Origin of the sequence: Streptococcus sp. HMSC056C01 (assembly GCF_001811305.1) — a bacterium.
In the GTDB taxonomy this organism is placed as follows: Bacteria; Bacillota; Bacilli; order Lactobacillales; family Streptococcaceae; genus Streptococcus.
Genome location: NZ_KV804214.1, coordinates 1 through 19757 on the forward strand (window position 1 = coordinate 1; position 19757 = coordinate 19757).

The following is a 19757-nucleotide window of genomic DNA, read 5'->3' on the forward strand; positions in this document are numbered from 1 at the left end:
TAATCTAGCTTAGCGATGACTTCTTTATGCGTTCTAGCATCAATATAATCCAAGATTATGATGTTCTTGTCTTTAATTCCGAGTAAGTTTGTGATAAAATTTAATTGTTCCATATGATTCTTTCTAATGATGGTTTGGTCGCTTTTCATTATAGATCTTATGGGACTTTTTTTCTACACAAAAATAGGCTTCATAATATCCATAGGGGATTTACCCACTACAGAAATTATAGAGCCTTTTTAGATAGAGATTCTTAAATCGTCAGACTTTTTTCATTTTAATGCTAAAGGTGAAAATGTGGCGAAAATATGGTAAAATAGAGTACTAAGTAAACGTTAAAAAGGAATATTATGCGTAAAGAGATTGCACCCGAATTATATAATTACAATAAATTCCCTGGTCCTGAATTTCATCTATCTGGAGATAAAGTCGAAGCTGAAGGGTTTACCTTTACTTTGGTTGAAAATAGTAAGGATGCTTTTGATGCAACGGCATTTACTCAACGCTTTTCTGAAGTTTTAAGTAAGTTCGATTATATTGTTGGAGACTGGAGTAATGAGCAGTTGCGCTTACGTGGTTTCTACAAGAATGAGCGAGCTGAAGAGTCTCTTGAGAAAATCAGTCGTTTACAAGATTACCTACTTGAGTATTGTAGCTATGGTTGTGCCTATTTTGTTCTAGAAAATGAAGTTCCTAAACGAGCACCGTTTGACCAAAAGATGCGCAAAAAAGAGGAAGAAAAAGATACTCGAAAAGGGAAAAAGACTTCCCAAAGTAAGAAAAGAAATCATACGGACAAGAGAAATAGACGCCGTTCAAAAGAACAGAAACCTCAGAACGAAGAAAAAGGACAACGCCATTTCGTCATCCGTCAGAAAGATTAGAGAATAAGGAGAAAAGATGAAACCGTCGATTTATAGTTTAACACGCCAAGGCATGCAAGAATGGGTCTTGGAACAGGGAGAAAAGAAATTCCGTGCTGACCAAATCTGGGAGTGGCTTTACCGTAAACGTGTTCAGACATTTGAAGAAATGACCAACTTGTCTAAGGATTTGATTGCCAAACTCAATGATCAATTTGTAGTCAATCCTTTGAAACAACGCATTGTTCAAGAGTCAGCAGATGGAACAGTCAAGTACCTCTTTGAGTTGCCAGATGGGATGCTGATTGAGACGGTACTGATGCGTCAACACTATGGTTTGTCAGTCTGTGTAACCACGCAGGTAGGATGCAATATTGGTTGTACCTTCTGTGCATCAGGATTGATTAAGAAGCAACGTGACCTCAATAACGGAGAAATTGTTGCGCAGATTATGTTGGTTCAAAAATATTTTGACGAACGTGGACAAGATGAACGTGTAAGCCATATCGTTGTAATGGGCATCGGAGAGCCATTTGATAACTACAATAACGTTTTGAACTTTATCCGTACCATCAACGACGATAAGGGAATGGCAATTGGTGCTCGCCATATCACTGTATCAACTTCAGGTTTGGCTCACAAGATTCGTGAGTTTGCTAATGAAGGTGTGCAGGTCAACCTTGCTGTTTCTCTTCATGCACCAAACAATGAACTTCGTTCAAGCATTATGAAGATTAACCGTGCCTTTCCAATTGAAAAACTCTTTGCAGCTATTGAGTATTATATTGAAACAACTAACCGTCGCGTAACTTTTGAGTACATCATGCTAAATGAAGTGAATGATGGAGTGGAACAAGCACTTGAGTTGGCAGAATTGCTGAAAAATATCAAGAAATTGTCTTATGTCAACTTGATTCCTTACAACCCAGTTAGTGAACATGACCAGTACAGTCGTAGTCCGAAAGAGCGTGTCATGGCCTTCTATGATACACTCAAGAAGAAAGGCATCAACTGTGTTGTTCGTCAGGAACATGGTACTGATATCGATGCAGCATGTGGACAATTGCGTTCAAATACTATGAAGCGTGATCGCCAAAAAGCAGTAGCTGAAGTAAATCCATGATATGAATCGAAAAAAATTACTAGGCTTGGGAGTTTTTCTATACAGTCTTTGTATTGTCTGTTTTTGCTTTACTCCTCAGCCAAAACTTCCGATAGGAGTGGGAACTCCAGGTATTCAAACTATTGGACGCCTGGTTTTTCTTTTGACGCCTTTTAACTCTTTGTGGAAATTGGGAGAAGTAACAAGCTTTTTACAACTGTTCTGGATTTTTTTGCAAAATGCCTTAAATATCCTTTTACTATTCCCACTGATTTTCCAACTTCTCTATCTCATGCCTAGTCTAAGAAAAACGAAGAAAGTGATTCTTCTCAGTTTTCTATTGAGTCTAGGAATCGAATGTACACAGCTAGTTTTAGACTTTTTCTTCGACTTTAACCGGGTATTTGAGATTGATGATTTATGGACCAATACTTTGGGTGGCTACCTGGCTTGGGTCCTTTATAAACTACTACATAGAAACAAGATAAGGAATTAGAATGAGTATCTTAGAAGTAAAAAATTTAAGTCACGGTTTTGGAGACCGTGCGATTTTTGAAGATGTATCCTTCCGTCTTTTAAAAGGTGAACATATCGGTCTGGTCGGTGCCAATGGTGAAGGAAAATCAACTTTCATGAGTATCGTGACTGGTAAAATGTTACCTGATGAAGGTAAGGTGGAATGGTCTAAATATGTGACAGCTGGCTACCTAGATCAGCATGCGGTGCTCAAAGAAGGCCAAACTGTTCGTGACGTTCTTCGTACAGCTTTTGACGAATTATTCAAAGCAGAAGCACGTATCAATGAACTCTACATGGAAATGGCAGAAGAGGGCGCTGATATTGATGCTCTAATGGAAGAAGTTGGAGAACTTCAAGACCGTTTGGAAAGTCGTGATTTCTATACCTTGGATGCTAAAATCGATGAAGTGGCGCGTGCCCTTGGTGTCATGGACTTTGGGATGGACACGGATGTCACAGCTTTGTCTGGTGGGCAAAGAACAAAGGTGCTTTTAGCCAAATTGCTTCTTGAAAAACCAGATATCTTGCTTCTTGACGAGCCAACCAACTATCTCGATGCTGAACATATTGACTGGCTCAAACGCTATCTCCAGAACTATGAAAATGCCTTTGTACTTATTTCGCACGATATTCCTTTCTTAAACGATGTAATCAATATCGTCTATCACGTTGAAAATCAACAGTTGACACGCTATTCAGGCGATTACTACCAGTTCCAAGAAGTCTATGCCATGAAGAAATCACAACTGGAAGCAGCCTATGAGCGTCAACAGAAAGAAATTGCGGATCTCAAGGACTTTGTGGCTCGAAACAAAGCACGTGTCGCAACGCGTAACATGGCTATGTCTCGTCAGAAAAAATTGGACAAGATGGATATCATCGAGCTTCAAAGTGAGAAACCAAAGCCGTCCTTTGAATTCAAAACTGCTCGTACACCTGGACGCTTTATCTTCCAAGCCAAGGATTTGCAGATTGGGTATGACCGTCCCCTTACCAAACCATTAAATCTTACCTTTGAACGCAATCAAAAGGTTGCCATTATTGGTGCTAACGGTATCGGGAAAACAACACTTTTGAAGAGTCTCTTGGGGATTATTCCTCCAATTGCTGGGGAGGTTGAACGCGGGGACTATCTAGAACTCGGCTACTTTGAGCAAGAAGTGGAAGGTGGCAATCGCCAGACACCACTAGAAGCAGTCTGGAACGCCTTTCCAGCTCTCAATCAAGCAGAAGTCCGTGCAGCTCTTGCTCGTTGTGGTCTGACGACTAAACATATCGAGAGTCAAATCCAAGTATTGTCAGGTGGAGAGCAAGCTAAGGTTCGTTTCTGTCTCTTGATGAACCGCGAGAATAATGTCCTTGTACTAGACGAACCTACCAACCACTTGGATGTGGATGCCAAGGACGAACTCAAACGTGCTCTGAAAGAATACAAGGGTTCTATCCTTATGGTTTGCCACGAACCAGACTTCTACGAAGGCTGGATGGACCAGATCTGGGATTTCAATGAGTTGACATAAAAAGAGAATTCCGTAAAACTAGAATAGTAAAAAGCCAAGTCTGTGTGACTTGGCTTTTTGGCTAGTAATTCAAATAGGTTTCAATATCAGATTTTTGGATTTCTTTGCCGTAGTGACAAATCGGGCAAGAAACGAAATAAGTTTTTCCGTAAGGAAAGAGTGGAATCCAGTAAAGGGTAAACTTACGTCCAGTTTCTGAAATTTCCCAAGTGTCGGTATTGTTACAGTGACCACACTCGATAGTGGTTTGAGTATGTCCTAAGACCTTTTGGTAACCTTTCGAACCCCAGAATAAAATCATTTTCACATCTCCTTATTTTAGGGTCATCCTATTTTTTACTGAAATCGTAGTCCTTAACAATTTCAATGCTGTCAATAGTGATAGCAGTAGCTGGTTTGTCTTTTTCGTCTTTTTCAGCCTTTGCAATCTTGTCAACAACATCCATACCGTCGATGACTTGACCAAAGACAGGGTGCTTACCGTCTAGACTAGGATTTCCACCTTCTTTGTAGGCTTCGATAATTTTCTTTGGATAGCTACTTGTAGGGAGTTTGGCAGAAATATCTGTCGTATTTTGGTTGATGAAGAACTGGCTACCATTTGAATTTGGTTGACCAGTATTGGCCATAGAGAGAGAGCCACGAATGTTATAGAGATACGGAGAGATTTCGCTCTTGAAACCAGTTCCCTGGTCTTTAGTCTTGTCCTTATCATGCCAGATGGATTCACCACCAGTACCATCCCCTTTTGGATCACCAGTCTGGACCATGAAGCCATCGATCACTCGGTGGAAGGTAACGCCATTGTAGTAGCCTTCTTTTGCGTGAGTTAGGAAATTTTCAACCGCAAGTGGAGCTAGCTTTGGAAAGAGTTTGATGCGGATATCTCCTTGACTGGTGTGGAGAATGACTTCAGCTTCGTCTTCAGCAACTTCCTTAGAGAGTTGTGGGAAGTTAGCATTCTCATTTGTCAAGGCGTCTTTGAGATCCTTGGCAGATTGGGCAGCTGCTTTGGAACTTTCTTCGGCAGCCAAGCTAGAATCTACATAGTCATCCCCTCGGAGACTACGTTGGATACTGCTACATCCAGCAAGGGCAAAAGTTGAGATTAATAGAAGAGTTGCTATTTTTTTCATGGGAATCCTTTCAAAAATCATTTCTACCATTGTACCCTAATTGAAAGTGGATTTCAAATATTCAATTGTGATCATTCCGATAGTACATACAATTTTATGGCCTTACTTACCCCATTTTGATCATTAGAATCTGTTACTTTATTTGCACAGAGTTTAACATCTGTAGGAGCATTTCCCATTGCAACACCAAGTCCAGCGGTCTCTATCATTGGAATATCGTTATAATTATCTCCAATACTCATAATTTCAGTGAGTGATAGTTGATAATAGTTGGCTAATTCTAACAGAGCTTGTTTTTTTGAGACTTGATTATGTGTGACTTCAAGATAGTTATCCTTCGAAAGGTAAAAGTCAGTTTGAGGGAAATCTATGGTTGCTAATGCCTCTTTAAGTTTCTGGATGGTAGCTGCGTTATCTATTAGTAAAAGTTTATGAATAAGATTCTTTTCTTCCTGAAGAAAATCTGCTAGTGAAGTAACTTTTGGGCTCTCTCCAGTAATCTGTGCTTCAATTTCTACCCATTTATCTAAAGCATTTACGTACCAATTTTTTCCAGAATAAACATTAATTGAAACTGTCGGAAATTCTTTTGTTAAAAAATCATGTAGTAAGAGTAATTCCTTTTTATTAATAGAATGCTGACTCAGAATTTTATCTCCTGTACTAATGAGAGCACCATTATAACTTGCAATTGGAAAATCTGTGATTCCAAGTTCTTTCGAAATTGGAGCTATACCAAGAGGAGAGCGAGCAGAAGCTAGAACAAAAGGGATGTCACTTTGTTTCAAAAGTGGCATAAGCTCTAGTAAATGAGAGTCTAATTGGTGCTTTTGGTCTAAAATGGTACCATCGATATCACTTATGATTAACTTTATTACTGACATATGTTTCTCCTTTTTAAAATAGAATAGTTGTTTTACCATCTAAAGATTGTTGAATTTCTATGTCGGGTTCTTTGTCTGTAATCCAATAATCAAAATCAGTAAGTTCGGAAAGAATATAATGAGAGTGTTTGTTTATCTTGCTGGTTTCAGCTAACAAGACGCGAATTTTACTGGTTTTAAATGCTCTTTTTTTCATTAGAACATCTTCTTGATCTTCAAAACTAACTTGTCCGTCTGAAAGACTAGCTGCACCCAAAAATGCTAAGTCAAATTTAATTCTATTCAAAGATTCGGATTCTTCTAATGAGTAATAGAAACGATTCTTTTTATGAAATCGTCCACCGATAATGTGAAAATCGACATTTTCATTTTCTCCTAAGACCAGTGCATTATCCAATGAATGGCTGAAAATAGTAACTTTTTTATCTGTTATTTTTGCTAACTCAAGTACAGTTGTTGAAACATCATAGAAAATTAATTGTGAATCAGAAATGAGTTGGGTAGCTAAATGAGCAATTTTCTCTTTTTCTTTAGAAGATTGTTCTGCTCGACCTTTATAACCAAGAATCCGTTGCTTTTGAATTGGCAATAAACCTCCATGAGTTCTTTTTGCTCGTTTCTCCTTTGCGAGAATAGCAAAATCTCTACGGATGGTATCTTTGGAAACATGGAAATGGTCAACCATTTCTTTTGCTGATAGACTTCCTCTATCCTCTAAAAGTTTAATGATTTCTTCTAATCGTTGTTCTTGGTACATATGAATTCCCTCTTTTAATACTAATATACCTCTTTCGTAAGTGATTGTCAATAAATGTAATGATTTATAAGTGTTTTAAAAGATTTACAAAAAAATCAACCTGACTTGGTTGATTAAAGATTCTTCTTTGGATGGCGGTCAATGATTGCCTGATGGTCCTTGAGAGCCTGTTCTCCTTTTGGAGTTAGTTTATAGCCACGAATCGAAAAGAGACTTGCTAATTCCTCTTCTGAAAAATGTTCATGAAGGGCTTGATCCAGGTCGCCAGCCTTCATTTTAGAAAGTCCAGTAACCCCCTTCTTCTTCAGGATATTCTTTTTCATGGTGCTATTTAGATGGTCAAGCGAGTCAAAAGCAGTTTCGACAAGAGCATAGCCTTTTTCAACAAGCGTTTCTAAATGTTTTGGGGCATCGATGCCATAAGTGTACTCGAAGTATTTAGGAAACCAGGTTTTGGTTGTGAATGTTCCAAAGTTGATTCTCCAGAGGAGGATAATATCTCCTGCCAGGAGATTGTCTTCTAGTAATTCCATATTTCGCTTGGGAACAGGCTTAGGATTTAGTAGCCAAGCCTCTATATCACGATCAGGAGAGATATAAGGTTTGACTTGATGGTCTTTATAAATGTTCTCTAGACTAGTATTCATAAAGTTTCTCTTTCTAATTTATACCTACTAGTCTAACAAATTTCTAAAAAATTTAAAAATTTTAAAGTCTGTCAAGTTTTTTTCTTGACACCTCTCAGAAATCTGCTATAATAGAACATGTGCTAAATAGCTCAGCTATTTCACCGAACTAAAAAAATAAAAGAAAAGAGATATTAAAAATGGCAGTAAAAATCCGTTTGACTCGTATGGGTTCTAAGAAAAAACCTTTCTACCGTATTAACGTAGCAGATTCACGTTCACCACGTGACGGACGTTTCATCGAAACAGTCGGAACTTACAACCCACTTGTTGCTGAAAACCAAGTAACTTTGAAAGAAGATCGCGTTCTTGCATGGTTGGCTGATGGAGCTCAACCTTCAGATACAGTACGCAACATCCTTTCAAAAGAAGGCGTATTGAAGAAATTCCACGATTCTAAATTCTCTAAATAATTCTAAAGTAGGTTGACAGATGGATACGATTGAAAATCTCATTATTGCAATTGTGAAACCTTTGATTTCACAACCAGAAGCCTTAACTATCAAGATTGAAGATACACCAGAATTTTTGGAGTATCATTTGGATCTTGACCAAAGCGATGTGGGTCGTGTGATTGGTCGTAAGGGTCGCACTATCTCTGCGATAAGAACGATTGTCTACTCTGTCCCAACTGAAGACAAAAAAGTAAGAATCGTTATTGACGAAAAATAAAAAAGCGGGACGGATGTCTCGCTTTTTTGCTAGGAGCAGGATATGAAGGATTTAACAGTTAGACAATTACAAGCCTATTTGCTAGAACATTACCAGCAATCTAGAACAGAAGAAGGGCTCTTTATAAAACTAGTTGAAGAAGTTGGTGAAGTAGCCGAGGTTTTAAATGGACGTTCTGGACGAAAAGAGGGAGTTCAGGACTCAAATGAGGAACTTGCTAAAGAACTTGCTGATATTATTCATTATACGGTTGCAATCGCAGCTATCAACGATATTGATCTAACCAAGACCATTTTTGAAAAAGACAAAAAGGCTGCCATCAAGTATCACCATGAACGAGATTTGGAAGGATATTTAGAAGCGGAAGGTCAGAACTAGCTTTTTCTCCAACTTGTGAAAATACCTAGAACGTGATAAAATGAAGGGAGAAACATACACAGGAGATCAAATGAACTATTTTAACGTTGGAAAAATCGTCAATACACAAGGTTTGCAAGGTGAGATGAGAGTCTTATCTGTGACGGATTTTTCGGAAGAACGCTTTAAAAAAGGTGCAGAGCTTGCCTTATTTGATGAGAAGGATCAATTTGTTAAAACAGTGACTATCGCGAGTCACCGTAAGCATAAAAACTTTGATATCATCAAATTTAAGGATATGTATCACATCAATGATATCGAAAAATACAAGGGCTACAGTTTGAAGGTTGCAGAAGAAAACCTGAATGACCTGGATGAGGGTGAATTTTACTATCACGAGATTATTGGACTAGAGGTCTACGAGGGTGATAACTTGATTGGAACCATCAAGGAAATTCTTCAACCAGGTGCCAATGATGTCTGGGTAGTTAAGCGTAAGGGAAAACGGGATCTGCTTTTACCCTATATCCCACCAGTTGTCCTCAATGTAGATATTCCTAATAAGCGTGTGGATGTAGAACTCTTAGAAGGGTTAGACGATGAAGATTGATATTTTAACCCTCTTTCCAGAGATGTTCTCGCCTCTAGAACATTCCATCGTTGGGAAAGCTCGTGAAAAAGGGCTTTTAGATATCCAGTATCATAATTTTCGTGAATATGCTGAAAAGGCCCGGCATGTCGATGATGAACCATATGGCGGGGGTCAAGGGATGTTGCTACGAGCGCAACCGATTTTTGATGCCTTTGATGCTATTGAAAAGAAGAATCCGCGCGTGATTCTTTTGGATCCTGCTGGTAAGCAGTTTGATCAAGCCTATGCTGAAGATTTAGCCCAAGAAGAGGAACTCATCTTTATCTGTGGTCACTACGAGGGCTATGATGAACGCATTAAGACCTTGGTAACAGATGAGATTTCCCTAGGTGATTATGTTCTAACTGGTGGAGAACTGGCAGCAATGACCATGATTGATGCGACGGTTCGCTTGATACCAGAAGTAATTGGGAAGGAAACCAGTCACCAAGATGATAGCTTCTCATCTGGGCTTCTCGAATATCCTCAGTACACACGTCCTTATGATTATCGTGGGATGGTGGTTCCAGAAGTGCTTATGAGTGGGCACCATGAGAAGATTCGTCAATGGCGTCTCTATGAAAGTCTCAAAAAAACTTATGAGCGTAGACCAGATTTGTTGGAACATTACGAATTAACAGCAGAAGAAGCCAAAATGTTAGCAGACATTAAAGAAAATATAAATTAAAAGGAGAAGCCTATGCAAGTCATTAAACGTGATGGACAAGTTGCCGACTTTGATCCAGATAAAATCTATCAAGCCATTCTCAAAGCTGCTCAAACAGTTTATGTTTTGACAGATGATTTACGTCAAAATCTAGCTCAGGTAACTAAAAAGGTTGTCTTGGATCTAGAAGAGGCAAAAGTGGAGCGTGCCACTATCAGCATGATTCAATCAATGGTTGAGCATCGCTTGCTTGGCGCAGGCTATATTACCATCGCTGAACACTATATCTCTTACCGTTTGCAACGTGATTTAGAGAGAAGTGGTTACGGAGAACACATTGCTGTTCACCTTCATTTTGAACAAATTCGTTAATAGAAAAGAGTGAGATGAAGAAAACTCATCTCACTCTTTCTTAAATCGATTTTTTTGGGCAGTTTGGACGGTTGAGGGAACAAAACTCACTTTCCGAATATCTGGGATTCGAATAATGCGGGTCACATTTTTTGCAAAATTTTTAACGATAATTTGCTGGCGGTCCGTATCATATTTGATGATATCCCCTGTAAAACTTGTATCTGAAAAAATAATGTGGACAGCAGTTTTTTTTAGGAGCGCCTCTTTAATGGCACTTGTCAGGGAGTCGGCTTTGGAATGATCTGGTTCTTCTCGCCCGTCGAGAAAGCTTTGGAACTTTTGTTGAATGTGTTTAAATAAATCTTTCATCGGAGCCTCCCTTCTTTTTACCATTATATACAATTTTAAAAAAATCTACAAGATTTTACGAATAATCAAGTGAAGACAATCAAAAGGAGAATACAATGGCAGAATTTACATTTGAAATCGAAGAACACTTACTCACACTCTCAGAGAATGAAAAAGGTTGGACCAAGGAAATCAATCGTGTCAGCTTTAATGGAGCACCAGCAAAGTTTGACATTCGTGCTTGGAGTCCAGACCACACTAAGATGGGGAAAGGAATCACCCTCTCAAACGAAGAGTTTCAAGTGATGGTCGATGCCTTCAAAAATCAATAAGCAATCATAAAAAAACAGACGAAAGGAGGTTGGGAGAAAATTCCCGACCTCCTTTCTTTCTTTCTTTATTTATGTGAAAAGTAGGGTTGATTACTAAGACGTTGAAGGAGTGGTCGTCCGATAAAACTAATGGCAATAATTTTTGCAAGATCAGGAATGATAAAGGGAAGCACACCGACAGTCAGTGCCTTATCAAAAGGCATACCAGCGAGATAATGGAGGCTGAGAATACCACCAACAAAGACAAGGGAATCACCCAAGAGATTGGCTAGGAAAATACGTACAACACCACTATTTGTGTGTGTTAGATAAGATGCAAGTCCTGCATAGACTAAGTCAAACCAAAGATAACCAGCGCTTGGTCCTACTAAAACATGGAAACCAGCTCCACCACTAGCAAAAACGGGAAGTCCAATAGCACCAAGCAAAAGATACAGTCCTACAGAGAGAACAGCTTCCCTTGGTCTAAAAACAGTAGCGATGAGACCAATAGCAAAGTTTTGCAGAGTAAATGGAACAGGTCCAATTGGAATGCTAATTTGGGCTAATACTGCAATCAGTGCAGCCCCGATAGCAGGAATAGCGTAAATGTGTGCTTTTTTCATAATAGTTAACCTCTTTTGTAATTTATAGTAACTATTATACTTTAAGAAACATATTTGTCAACCTATTTTTAAAACAAAGGTTACAAATTTGTAACGGCCGATTTAGAGAGAGCCGGAGGCCAAGAGTTTTTTCAGAACACGGATAAATCATGTCAGTCATAAAAAGAGTAGCCTTATGGAAGTTGGCTATCATATGGTGCAAACACTTAGGAATATTGATGGGATGCTATTTTTAAGTGTTTTATAATTTGCTCTAGTAAAAGAAAAAGATTGAAGAAAATGGTCCTAAATAGGCCTTTTCTTCAATCTGAATGACCGAGATAATCTCATTTAAAATTATTAACTAAAATTATTAACGCATGGTCACAAATTCTTCTGAACCTGTAGGATGGATAGCGACTGTAGCATCAAAGTCTGCTTTTGTAGCTCCCATCTTGATTGCTACTGCAAAACCTTGAATCATTTCATCAACGCCGTATCCGATGCCATGAAGGCCAACGACCTTTTCGTCTGCACCAGCTGTAACGAGCTTGAAGCGAGCTTCTTGACGGTGACTGGTAACTGCTGAATACATAGATGCAAATTTTGAAGTATAGACTTTAATGTTTTCTTGTCCATACTCTTTGATGGCTTCTTCCTCAGTCAGACCAACAGTTCCAATAGCTGGGTGTGAGAAGACAACAGTTGGAATAGTAGTGTAGTCCATTTTGGCATTGGTTTTACCGTTGAAAAGTCTTTCGGATAGGGTACGTCCAGCTTTGATAGCAACAGGAGTCAGTTCTTTTTCACCTGTCACATCTCCAAGAGCATAGATACCGTCAACGACTGTGTTTTGGTATTCGTCTACTTGGATGAAGCCACGTTCGTTGAGGATAACGCCTGCCTTTTCTAGCTGGAGTCCTTCAACGTTTGGACGGCGGCCAGTTGCCCAGATAACTTGACTGGCACTATGAGTACTACCATCTTCGAAATGAATGGTAATGCCTTGTTCAGTTTCTTCAAGTTTAGCAGGAACCTTATGGGTGTGGAGGTTTAATCCAGTATTTTCCATTTCTTGAACTAGACTCTCAACAATATAACTATCAAATCCACGGAGCGGACGCTCGCGACGGACGAATAAATCTGTCTGCACACCAAGGGTATGGAGCACGCCAGCCAATTCGACAGCAATGTAACCTGCCCCAAGAATGGCTACAGATTCAGGCAACTCTTCCCAAGCAAAGACATCATCAGAACTACCACCTAGTTCCGCACCAGGAATGGCAGGAATATGAGGATGGGCCCCAGTTGCAATCACGATGTGCTTAGCACGGATCAACTCACCATTGACACTGACTGTATGAGCATCAACGAATTCGGCGCGTCCTTCAATCAAATCAACTCCGTTACGCTTAAAGCTTCCACCATAAGAAGAGCGAGCACGATCAATATAGGCTTCACGATTTTTACGAAGTGTTGCATAATCAAATTCATTACCAGTACTTGTAAAACCATAGTCAGGTCCATATTTGTGGATGCTCTCTGCGATTTGAGCTCCATACCACATGATTTTCTTAGGAACGCAGCCAATATTGACACAGGTTCCACCTAATTTCTTTTCCTCAATCACTGCCGCTTTAGCACCATGTTCACCAGCACGATTCATGGTAGCAATTCCCCCGCTACCTCCTCCAATGGCGATAATATCGTATTCTCTCATAGAAAGCTCCTTTGTTGTTTTCTAGTCATATTCTATCTTTTTTTGAAGGTCAATGCAAAAATCTGCTACGTTTAAAATTTTTAAGAAAATGCTTGCAAAAATAAAAAAGAAAGTGTATTATATAACTAATACAACAATAAAAGATTTAGCAAATGTTTTTGGATAATGAGAAATAAATTGTCCATTTTTAGGATGTGTGCTATAATCTTAACATATATATTTATAAAAGGGGTATTGCTATGAAAAGAAAGTCAAAAGCTAAGAAATGGCCTTTATTTACTGCTATTGGAGTGGCGTCTGTACTTGTAGTGGGAGCAGCAGCTGTTCTTCTGTTAAGACAACCAAATCAAGCCGCAGCAAAAGATGAAACTGCTAAGATTGTCCTTGCCAAAGAGGGGTCTGTGGCATCTTCAGTTCTCCTATCGGGGAGTGTTACTGCTCAGAATGAACAATACATCTATTATGATGCAAGCAAGGGAGACTTGGATGAAGTCTTGGTCTCTGTTGGTGATCAGGTCAGCGAAGGACAGGCTCTCGTCAAGTATAGTAGCACAGAAGCCCAGGCTGCCTATGATGCTGCCAGTCGTGCTGTTGCTAAAGCTGACCGTCATATCAATGAACTGAATGAGTCTCGAAATACCGCCACAGCAACACCTAGCCTTCCGCAAGCAGGTCTAGAAGGAGCAACTGGACAAGCGCCAGCTCAGTCATCAGGTTCTGCCACAGCTGCTATTGATTCTCAAATCAGCGATGCTCGTGATGTGCGTGCAGATGCAGAAGCGCAACTCGAAAAAGCTCAAGCCCAGTTGAATGCTGCTACGGTATTGAGTACGGTGGAGGGAACAGTTGTTGAAGTGAATCGTAACGTTTCAAAATCTCCAACAGGAAATAGTCAAGTTTTGGTTCATATCGTAAGTAACGATAACTTGCAGGTCAAGGGAGAGCTTTCTGAGTACAACCTTGCCAATCTATCTGTAGGCCAAGAAGTCACTTTTACTTCCAAGGTTTACCCAGATAAAACTTGGAATGGTAAGATTAGCTATATTTCAAATTATCCAAAAAATAACAGTGAAGCAAGTAGTAGCTTAGCTGCTTCAAACACAGGTTCTAAATATCCATATACAATCGATGTAACTAGCGAAATCGGTGATTTGAAACAGGGCTTTACAGTCAGTGTCGAAGTGAAAAGCACTAGCAAAGCATTGATTGTTCCGATCACCAGCGTAGTCATGGAAGAAGATAAAAACTATGTTTGGATCCTTGATGAAAATCAAAAGGCCAAAAAAGTTGAAGTTGGATTGGGCAATGCAGATGCAGAAAATCAAGAAATCACATCTGGTCTGACAGATGGAGCAAAAGTCATCAGTAATCCGACAGCTTCCTTGCAAGAAGGAAAAGAGGTGAAGACTGATGAAGCAACTAATTAGCCTCAAAAATATCTGTCGTAGCTATCGCAATGGTGATCAAGAACTACTAGTCCTCAAGAATATTAACCTAGAAGTTCATGAGGGAGAATTTGTAGCAATCATGGGACCATCTGGTTCTGGGAAATCTACTCTCATGAATACCATTGGTATGTTAGATACCCCTTCAAGTGGGCAGTATTTTCTAGATGGAAAAGAAGTAGCTGGTTTGGGTGAAAAACAATTAGCCAAGGTTCGAAATCAGGAAATCGGCTTCGTCTTTCAACAATTCTTTCTCTTGTCCAAGCTCAATGCTCTTCAAAATGTAGAACTGCCCTTGATCTATGCTGGAGTTTCAGCTTCAAAACGTCGCAAATTAGCAGAAGAGTATCTGGAAAAGGTTGAACTGACCGAGCGTAGCCATCATTTACCTTCGGAGTTGTCAGGTGGTCAGAAGCAAAGGGTTGCCATTGCGCGTGCATTGGTCAATAATCCTTCGATTATCTTGGCAGACGAACCGACTGGGGCACTTGATACCAAAACAGGAAATCAAATCATGCAACTCTTGGTTGAATTAAACAAAGAAGGAAAAACCATTATCATGGTTACGCATGAGCCTGAAATTGCCGCCTATGCGAAACGTCAAATTGTCATCCGTGATGGCGTCATTTCATCTGATAGTGGTCTCGTAGAAAAGGAGGAAAACTAAGATGCAGAATCTGAAATTTGCCTTTTCATCCATTATGGCCCACAAGATGCGGTCCTTCTTGACCATGATCGGGATTATCATCGGTGTATCCTCCGTTGTCGTGATTATGGCCTTAGGTGATTCCATGTCTCGTCAGGTCAATAAAAATATGACCAAGTCCCAGAAAGATATCCATGTCTTTTTCTCACCTACCAAGAGTAAGGACGGTTCCTTTACCCAGAAGCAATCTGCTCTAACCATGTCTGGTAAAGAGGAAGATGTTATTGTTGAACCACCAAAACCTCAAGAAGCATGGGTCAAGGAAGCTGCTAAGCTCAAGGGAGTGGATAGCTACTATGTGACCAACTCAGCCAATGTGACCTTGACTTATAAGGATAAAAAGGTCGAACACGCTAACATGACGGGTGGGAATGTCACCTATATGGATGCGGTCGAAAATGAAATCATTGCAGGTCGTGGCCTTAGAGCGCAAGATTATAAGGATTTCGCAAGTGTGATCATCCTAGATGAAGAACTAGCCAATAGCCTTTTTGGTTCAGCAAAAGATGCGCTTAATCAGATTATTGAAGTAAACGAAATTAGTTATCGTGTTATTGGTGTTTATGCAAGTAAAGAAGCCAAGGCAGTCAAAGCCTTTGGAGTCGGAGGACTACCAATCACGACCAATATTTCCTTAGCAGCTAATTTTAACACAGATGAGATTTCAAATATTGTCTTCCGTGTCAATGATACTAGCTTAACCCAGACTTTGGGACCTGAGTTGGCAAGAAGAATGACAGAGATTGCAGGTCTTCAACAAGGGGAATATCAAGTTGCAGATGCGTCTGCAGCCTTCCAAGAAGTTCAACAACTCTTTGGCTTCATAACAACGATTATTAGTGCCATTGCAGGGATTTCCCTTTTTGTCGGTGGTACTGGTGTTATGAACATTATGCTCGTTTCAGTGACAGAGCGTACTCGTGAGATTGGTCTACGTAAAGCACTAGGAGCAACGCGTGGGAATATTCTGGTTCAATTTTTGATTGAATCCATGATTTTAACCTTGTTAGGTGGGGTCATCGGCCTTGTGCTGGCTGCAGGGGTGACTATGCTTGCAGGTGTCCTTCTTCAAAACATGATTGCAGGAATCGAAGTTGGCGTATCCATCCCAATCGCTCTCTTTAGTTTAGCGGTCTCAGCTGGTATCGGTATGATATTTGGTGTTTTACCAGCCAACAAGGCTTCTAAACTAGATCCGATTGAAGCACTTCGCTATGAATAAGATAATCAACAGGAAAAACAAGATGGACATTAGTCTGTCTTGTTTTTGTATGGATTTCCTTATCGAAAATCATCAAAATATGATATAATGAAGTGTTAGAAAAACAGGTTTCATTTGCCTGGAAAGGAAATATTATGTCTGAAAAGAATTTTTATATTACAACACCGATTTACTATCCATCTGGTAAACTTCATATCGGTTCTGCCTACACAACTATCGCCTGTGATGTCCTAGCTCGTTACAAACGCCTTATGGGCTACGATGTCTTTTATTTGACAGGTCTGGATGAGCATGGTCAAAAGATTCAACAGAAAGCTGAAGAAGCTGGTATCACGCCTCAAGCCTATGTTGACGGTATGGCAGTTGGAGTTAAAGAACTCTGGCAATTACTCGATATCTCATACGATAAATTCATTCGTACAACTGATGACTACCATGAAAAAGTGGTAGCACAAGTCTTTGAACGCTTGCTTGCTCAAGATGATATTTACTTGGGTGAATACTCTGGTTGGTATTCAGTTTCAGATGAGGAATTCTTTACAGAAAGTCAACTTGCGGAAGTTTTCCGTGATGAAGCTGGAAATGTAACAGGTGGTATTGCTCCATCAGGTCACGAAGTGGAGTGGGTATCTGAAGAGTCTTATTTCCTTCGCCTCAGCAAATACCAAGACCGTTTGGTAGAATTTTTCAAATCACATCCTGACTTCATCACTCCTGATGGTCGTCTCAATGAAATGTTGAAAAACTTTATCGAGCCTGGTTTGGAAGATTTAGCAGTATCTCGTACAACCTTTACCTGGGGTGTACCAGTCCCATCAAATCCTAAACACGTAGTCTACGTTTGGATTGATGCCCTTCTTAACTATGCGACAGCTCTTGGTTATGGTCAAGAGGATCATGCTAACTACGATAAATTCTGGAATGGAACAGTCTTCCACATGGTAGGAAAGGATATTCTTCGTTTCCACTCAATCTACTGGCCAATCCTTCTTATGATGTTGGATATCAAATTACCTGACCGTTTGATTGCCCACGGTTGGTTTGTCATGAAAGACGGCAAGATGTCTAAGTCTAAAGGGAATGTCGTTTATCCTGAAATGTTAGTAGAGCGTTATGGTCTCGATCCACTTCGTTACTACCTCATGCGTAGCCTTCCAGTTGGTTCAGACGGAACCTTCACTCCAGAGGACTATGTAGGTCGTATTAACTATGAATTGGCAAATGACCTTGGAAACCTCCTCAACCGTACGGTTTCAATGATTAACAAGTACTTTGATGGTCAAATCCCTGCCTATGTAGAAGGTGTAACAGACTTTGACAATGAACTTGCTCAAGTGGCAGAACAATCAATCGCTGACTACAATACCTATATGGAAGCAGTTGACTATCCACGTGCACTTGAAGCAGTCTGGACTCTTATCTCACGTACTAATAAATACATCGATGAGACAGCTCCATGGGTACTGGCTAAGGACGAAGCACACCGTGACCAATTGGCCAGTGTTATGAGTCACTTGGCAGCCAGCCTTCGTGTCGTAGCCCACTTGATTGAGCCATTTATGATGGAAACCAGTCATGCAGTCTTGACTCAACTTGGTCTAGCAGAAGTTTCTAGCCTTGAAAATTTGAGTTTATCTGATTTCCCTGAAAATGTCACTGTAGTTGCCAAAGGAACACCTATCTTCCCACGTCTGGATATGGAAGAAGAAATCGCCTATATCAAGGAACAAATGGAAGGTAACAAGCCAGCCGTCGAAAAAGAATGGAATCCAGATGAAGTTGAACTCAAACTCAACAAGGATGAAATCAAATTTGAAGACTTCGATAAGGTTGAAATCCGTGTTGCAGAGGTCAAAGAAGTTTCTAAAGTAGAAGGCTCTGATAAATTGCTTCAATTCCGCTTAGATGCTGGTGATAGTGAAGACCGTCAAATTCTTTCTGGTATTGCGAAATTCTATCCAAACGAACAAGAATTGGTCGGCAAGAAAGTCCAAATCGTTGCCAACCTTAAACCTCGTAAGATGATGAAAAAATATGTCAGCCAAGGGATGATCCTCTCAGCTGAACATGATGGCAAATTAACCCTTCTCACAGTTGATCCAGCTGTACCAAACGGAAGTGTGATTGGCTAAGATCTAAAAGGACCAGTTTAAGCTGGTTCTTTTCTTTTGTGAGATAGCAGTTGATAAAAGTGTCATTCTGCTTTATAATGAAGAAAAACGGAGGAATTTGCCATGAGATACATTACATTTGGTCAAGAGAAAAGAGAACTATCAGAAATTGTCCTAGGCATGATGCGAATCAGTGACAAGTCGGTCAAAGAAGTGGAGGATCTGGTAGAAACAGCCCTATCTGTCGGAATAAATGCCTTTGACTTGGCAGATATCTATGGTGGAGGTCGTTGCGAAGAATTACTAGGTCAAGTGTTAAACAATCGTCCTGACCTGCGAGAAAAGATGTGGATTCAGTCTAAGTGTGGCATTCGCATAGAAGAATTTACCTATTTTGATTTTTCAAAAGATTATATTTTAGAGTCAGTTGATGGGATTCTACAACGATTGCAGGTTGATTACCTAGATAGCTTGCTTCTCCATCGTCCAGATGCTTTGATGGAAGCTGACCAAGTGGCAGAAGCCTTTGAAATCTTACACAAATCAGGTAAAGTTCGAGACTTCGGTGTGTCCAATCAAAATCCTATGATGATGGAATTACTGAAGAAAGAGGTCAAACAACCTTTATCTATCAATCAATTACAACTAAGCGCAGCTTTCACGCCAGGATTTGAATCAGGTTTCCATGTCAATATGGAAGGTGACAAGGCAGCTTTGCGTGATGGTAGCGTCTTTGAATACTGCAAACTAAATGACATGGTCATTCAGGCTTGGTCAGTCTTGCAGTTTGGCTATTTTAAGGGCAATTTTGTTGGAAAAGAGCAATTTCATGATCTAAATGAGGTTCTAAATCGACTAGCTTTAAAATACGGTGTGAGCCCATCAGCCGTTGCTATTGCCTGGGTGTTACGCTACCCAGCTAAGATGCAAGCGGTGGTAGGGACAACAAATCCAAAACACTTGCTAGAAGTCAGCCAAGCAAGTAACCTGACTCTAACACGAAAAGAATGGTATGAGATTTACCTAGCAGCTGGGAATGATTTGCCTTAGAAACTAAAGAAATATTTTATAAAGAGCGAGGTAGGATCTCGCTCTTTTTATATTTGTAAAAATATTTATATAATTGTTTGAAAATGCAAAC

The 19757-nt window shown here is 39.9% G+C and carries 24 protein-coding genes; 16 read left to right on the plus strand and 8 right to left on the minus strand.

Features of this window, described 5'->3' with window-relative positions; all coding sequences use genetic code 11:
• The first annotated feature begins 350 nt into the window (after nt 1-350).
• The 4 genes from HMPREF2795_RS08510 to abc-f are packed head-to-tail and all read left to right on the plus strand — an operon-like array spanning nt 351 to nt 4004.
• Complete coding sequence (locus HMPREF2795_RS08510) at nt 351-884, plus strand: YutD family protein (RefSeq protein ID WP_001224360.1); 534 nt, start codon at nt 351-353, stop codon at nt 882-884.
• 16 nt (nt 885-900) lie between these two features.
• Nucleotides 901-1986, plus strand: coding sequence for a dual-specificity RNA methyltransferase RlmN (gene rlmN, locus HMPREF2795_RS08515; protein WP_000804756.1), 1086 nt, complete (start codon nt 901-903; stop codon nt 1984-1986).
• 1 nt (nt 1987) lies between these two features.
• Nucleotides 1988-2461 (plus strand): VanZ family protein, encoded by a 474-nt coding sequence (locus HMPREF2795_RS08520; protein WP_001080341.1) that lies wholly within the window; start codon nt 1988-1990, stop codon nt 2459-2461.
• Between the two features lies 1 nt (nt 2462).
• Nucleotides 2463-4004 (plus strand): ribosomal protection-like ABC-F family protein, encoded by a 1542-nt coding sequence (gene abc-f, locus HMPREF2795_RS08525; protein WP_049527818.1) that lies wholly within the window; start codon nt 2463-2465, stop codon nt 4002-4004.
• Nucleotides 4005-4065: 61 nt separating this feature from the next.
• Here abc-f and HMPREF2795_RS08530 read toward each other — a convergent pair whose 3' ends face one another.
• The 5 genes from HMPREF2795_RS08530 to HMPREF2795_RS08550 all read right to left on the minus strand — a co-directional run bounded on the left by HMPREF2795_RS08530 (nt 4066) and on the right by HMPREF2795_RS08550 (nt 7428).
• Nucleotides 4066-4305, minus strand: coding sequence for a zinc-ribbon domain-containing protein (locus HMPREF2795_RS08530; protein WP_080979303.1), 240 nt, complete (start codon nt 4303-4305; stop codon nt 4066-4068).
• A gap of 28 nt (nt 4306-4333) precedes the next feature.
• On the minus strand, nt 4334-5140 hold the full coding sequence (locus HMPREF2795_RS08535; protein ID WP_075228641.1) for a peptidylprolyl isomerase: 807 nt from the start codon (nt 5138-5140) through the stop codon (nt 4334-4336).
• 71 nt (nt 5141-5211) lie between these two features.
• Nucleotides 5212-6024 (minus strand): Cof-type HAD-IIB family hydrolase, encoded by an 813-nt coding sequence (locus tag HMPREF2795_RS08540; protein ID WP_075228642.1) that lies wholly within the window; start codon nt 6022-6024, stop codon nt 5212-5214.
• 13 nt (nt 6025-6037) lie between these two features.
• Nucleotides 6038-6781 carry a DeoR/GlpR family DNA-binding transcription regulator gene (locus HMPREF2795_RS08545; protein ID WP_075228643.1) on the minus strand — a complete coding sequence of 248 codons (744 nt, stop codon included), beginning with the start codon at nt 6779-6781 and terminating at the stop codon, nt 6038-6040.
• A 113-nt stretch (nt 6782-6894) separates the two neighbouring features.
• A complete protein-coding gene (locus HMPREF2795_RS08550; protein WP_075228644.1) occupies nt 6895-7428 on the minus strand; it encodes a hypothetical protein in 534 nt (177 codons plus the stop codon).
• 179 nt (nt 7429-7607) lie between these two features.
• Here HMPREF2795_RS08550 and rpsP point away from each other — a divergent pair, with 179 nt between their 5' ends.
• From rpsP to HMPREF2795_RS08580, 6 genes are all read left to right on the plus strand, one after another.
• Nucleotides 7608-7880 (plus strand): 30S ribosomal protein S16, encoded by a 273-nt coding sequence (gene rpsP / locus HMPREF2795_RS08555; RefSeq protein WP_000268760.1) that lies wholly within the window; start codon nt 7608-7610, stop codon nt 7878-7880.
• Between the two features lie 19 nt (nt 7881-7899).
• The gene (kphA, locus tag HMPREF2795_RS08560) at nt 7900-8139 is read left to right on the plus strand and encodes an RNA-binding protein KphA (RefSeq protein ID WP_075228645.1); all 240 of its coding nucleotides are present in this window, start codon (nt 7900-7902) and stop codon (nt 8137-8139) included.
• Between the two features lie 42 nt (nt 8140-8181).
• On the plus strand, nt 8182-8517 hold the full coding sequence (locus HMPREF2795_RS08565; RefSeq protein ID WP_000654200.1) for a MazG nucleotide pyrophosphohydrolase domain-containing protein: 336 nt from the start codon (nt 8182-8184) through the stop codon (nt 8515-8517).
• A 70-nt stretch (nt 8518-8587) separates the two neighbouring features.
• Nucleotides 8588-9106, plus strand: coding sequence for a ribosome maturation factor RimM (rimM, locus tag HMPREF2795_RS08570; protein WP_049509146.1), 519 nt, complete (start codon nt 8588-8590; stop codon nt 9104-9106).
• Nucleotides 9096-9815, plus strand: coding sequence for a tRNA (guanosine(37)-N1)-methyltransferase TrmD (trmD, locus tag HMPREF2795_RS08575; RefSeq protein WP_049509145.1), 720 nt, complete (start codon nt 9096-9098; stop codon nt 9813-9815). The genes rimM and trmD overlap by 11 nt, the downstream gene beginning before the upstream one ends.
• Nucleotides 9816-9827: 12 nt before the next feature.
• Nucleotides 9828-10166 (plus strand): ATP cone domain-containing protein, encoded by a 339-nt coding sequence (locus HMPREF2795_RS08580; protein ID WP_001196044.1) that lies wholly within the window; start codon nt 9828-9830, stop codon nt 10164-10166.
• 30 nt (nt 10167-10196) lie between these two features.
• Here HMPREF2795_RS08580 and HMPREF2795_RS08585 read toward each other — a convergent pair whose 3' ends face one another.
• Nucleotides 10197-10517 (minus strand): hypothetical protein, encoded by a 321-nt coding sequence (locus HMPREF2795_RS08585; protein ID WP_049509144.1) that lies wholly within the window; start codon nt 10515-10517, stop codon nt 10197-10199.
• A gap of 95 nt (nt 10518-10612) precedes the next feature.
• Here HMPREF2795_RS08585 and HMPREF2795_RS08590 point away from each other — a divergent pair, with 95 nt between their 5' ends.
• Nucleotides 10613-10828, plus strand: a complete 216-nt coding sequence (locus HMPREF2795_RS08590) for a YdbC family protein (protein WP_000807425.1) — start codon at nt 10613-10615, stop codon at nt 10826-10828.
• A gap of 65 nt (nt 10829-10893) precedes the next feature.
• Here HMPREF2795_RS08590 and HMPREF2795_RS08595 read toward each other — a convergent pair whose 3' ends face one another.
• The gene (locus HMPREF2795_RS08595; RefSeq protein ID WP_049502989.1) at nt 10894-11433 is read right to left on the minus strand and encodes a biotin transporter BioY; all 540 of its coding nucleotides are present in this window, start codon (nt 11431-11433) and stop codon (nt 10894-10896) included.
• 352 nt (nt 11434-11785) lie between these two features.
• Nucleotides 11786-13132, minus strand: a complete 1347-nt coding sequence (gene gor, locus HMPREF2795_RS08600; RefSeq protein WP_075228646.1) for a glutathione-disulfide reductase — start codon at nt 13130-13132, stop codon at nt 11786-11788.
• 239 nt (nt 13133-13371) lie between these two features.
• Between gor and HMPREF2795_RS08605 the strand changes: the two genes are divergently transcribed.
• From HMPREF2795_RS08605 to HMPREF2795_RS08625, 5 genes are all read left to right on the plus strand, one after another.
• On the plus strand, nt 13372-14559 hold the full coding sequence (locus tag HMPREF2795_RS08605; RefSeq protein WP_000824154.1) for an efflux RND transporter periplasmic adaptor subunit: 1188 nt from the start codon (nt 13372-13374) through the stop codon (nt 14557-14559).
• Nucleotides 14543-15244: an ABC transporter ATP-binding protein gene (locus tag HMPREF2795_RS08610; RefSeq protein WP_000811466.1), complete on the plus strand. Its 702-nt coding sequence runs from the start codon at nt 14543-14545 to the stop codon at nt 15242-15244. The genes HMPREF2795_RS08605 and HMPREF2795_RS08610 overlap by 17 nt, the downstream gene beginning before the upstream one ends.
• A 1-nt stretch (nt 15245) precedes the next feature.
• A complete protein-coding gene (locus tag HMPREF2795_RS08615) occupies nt 15246-16505 on the plus strand; it encodes an ABC transporter permease (RefSeq protein WP_001180401.1) in 1260 nt (419 codons plus the stop codon).
• Nucleotides 16506-16639: 134 nt separating this feature from the next.
• Nucleotides 16640-18637, plus strand: a complete 1998-nt coding sequence (gene metG, locus HMPREF2795_RS08620; RefSeq protein ID WP_075228647.1) for a methionine--tRNA ligase — start codon at nt 16640-16642, stop codon at nt 18635-18637.
• 102 nt (nt 18638-18739) lie between these two features.
• On the plus strand, nt 18740-19666 hold the full coding sequence (locus tag HMPREF2795_RS08625) for an aldo/keto reductase (protein ID WP_075228648.1): 927 nt from the start codon (nt 18740-18742) through the stop codon (nt 19664-19666).
• The last annotated feature ends 91 nt before the right edge of the window (nt 19667-19757 follow it).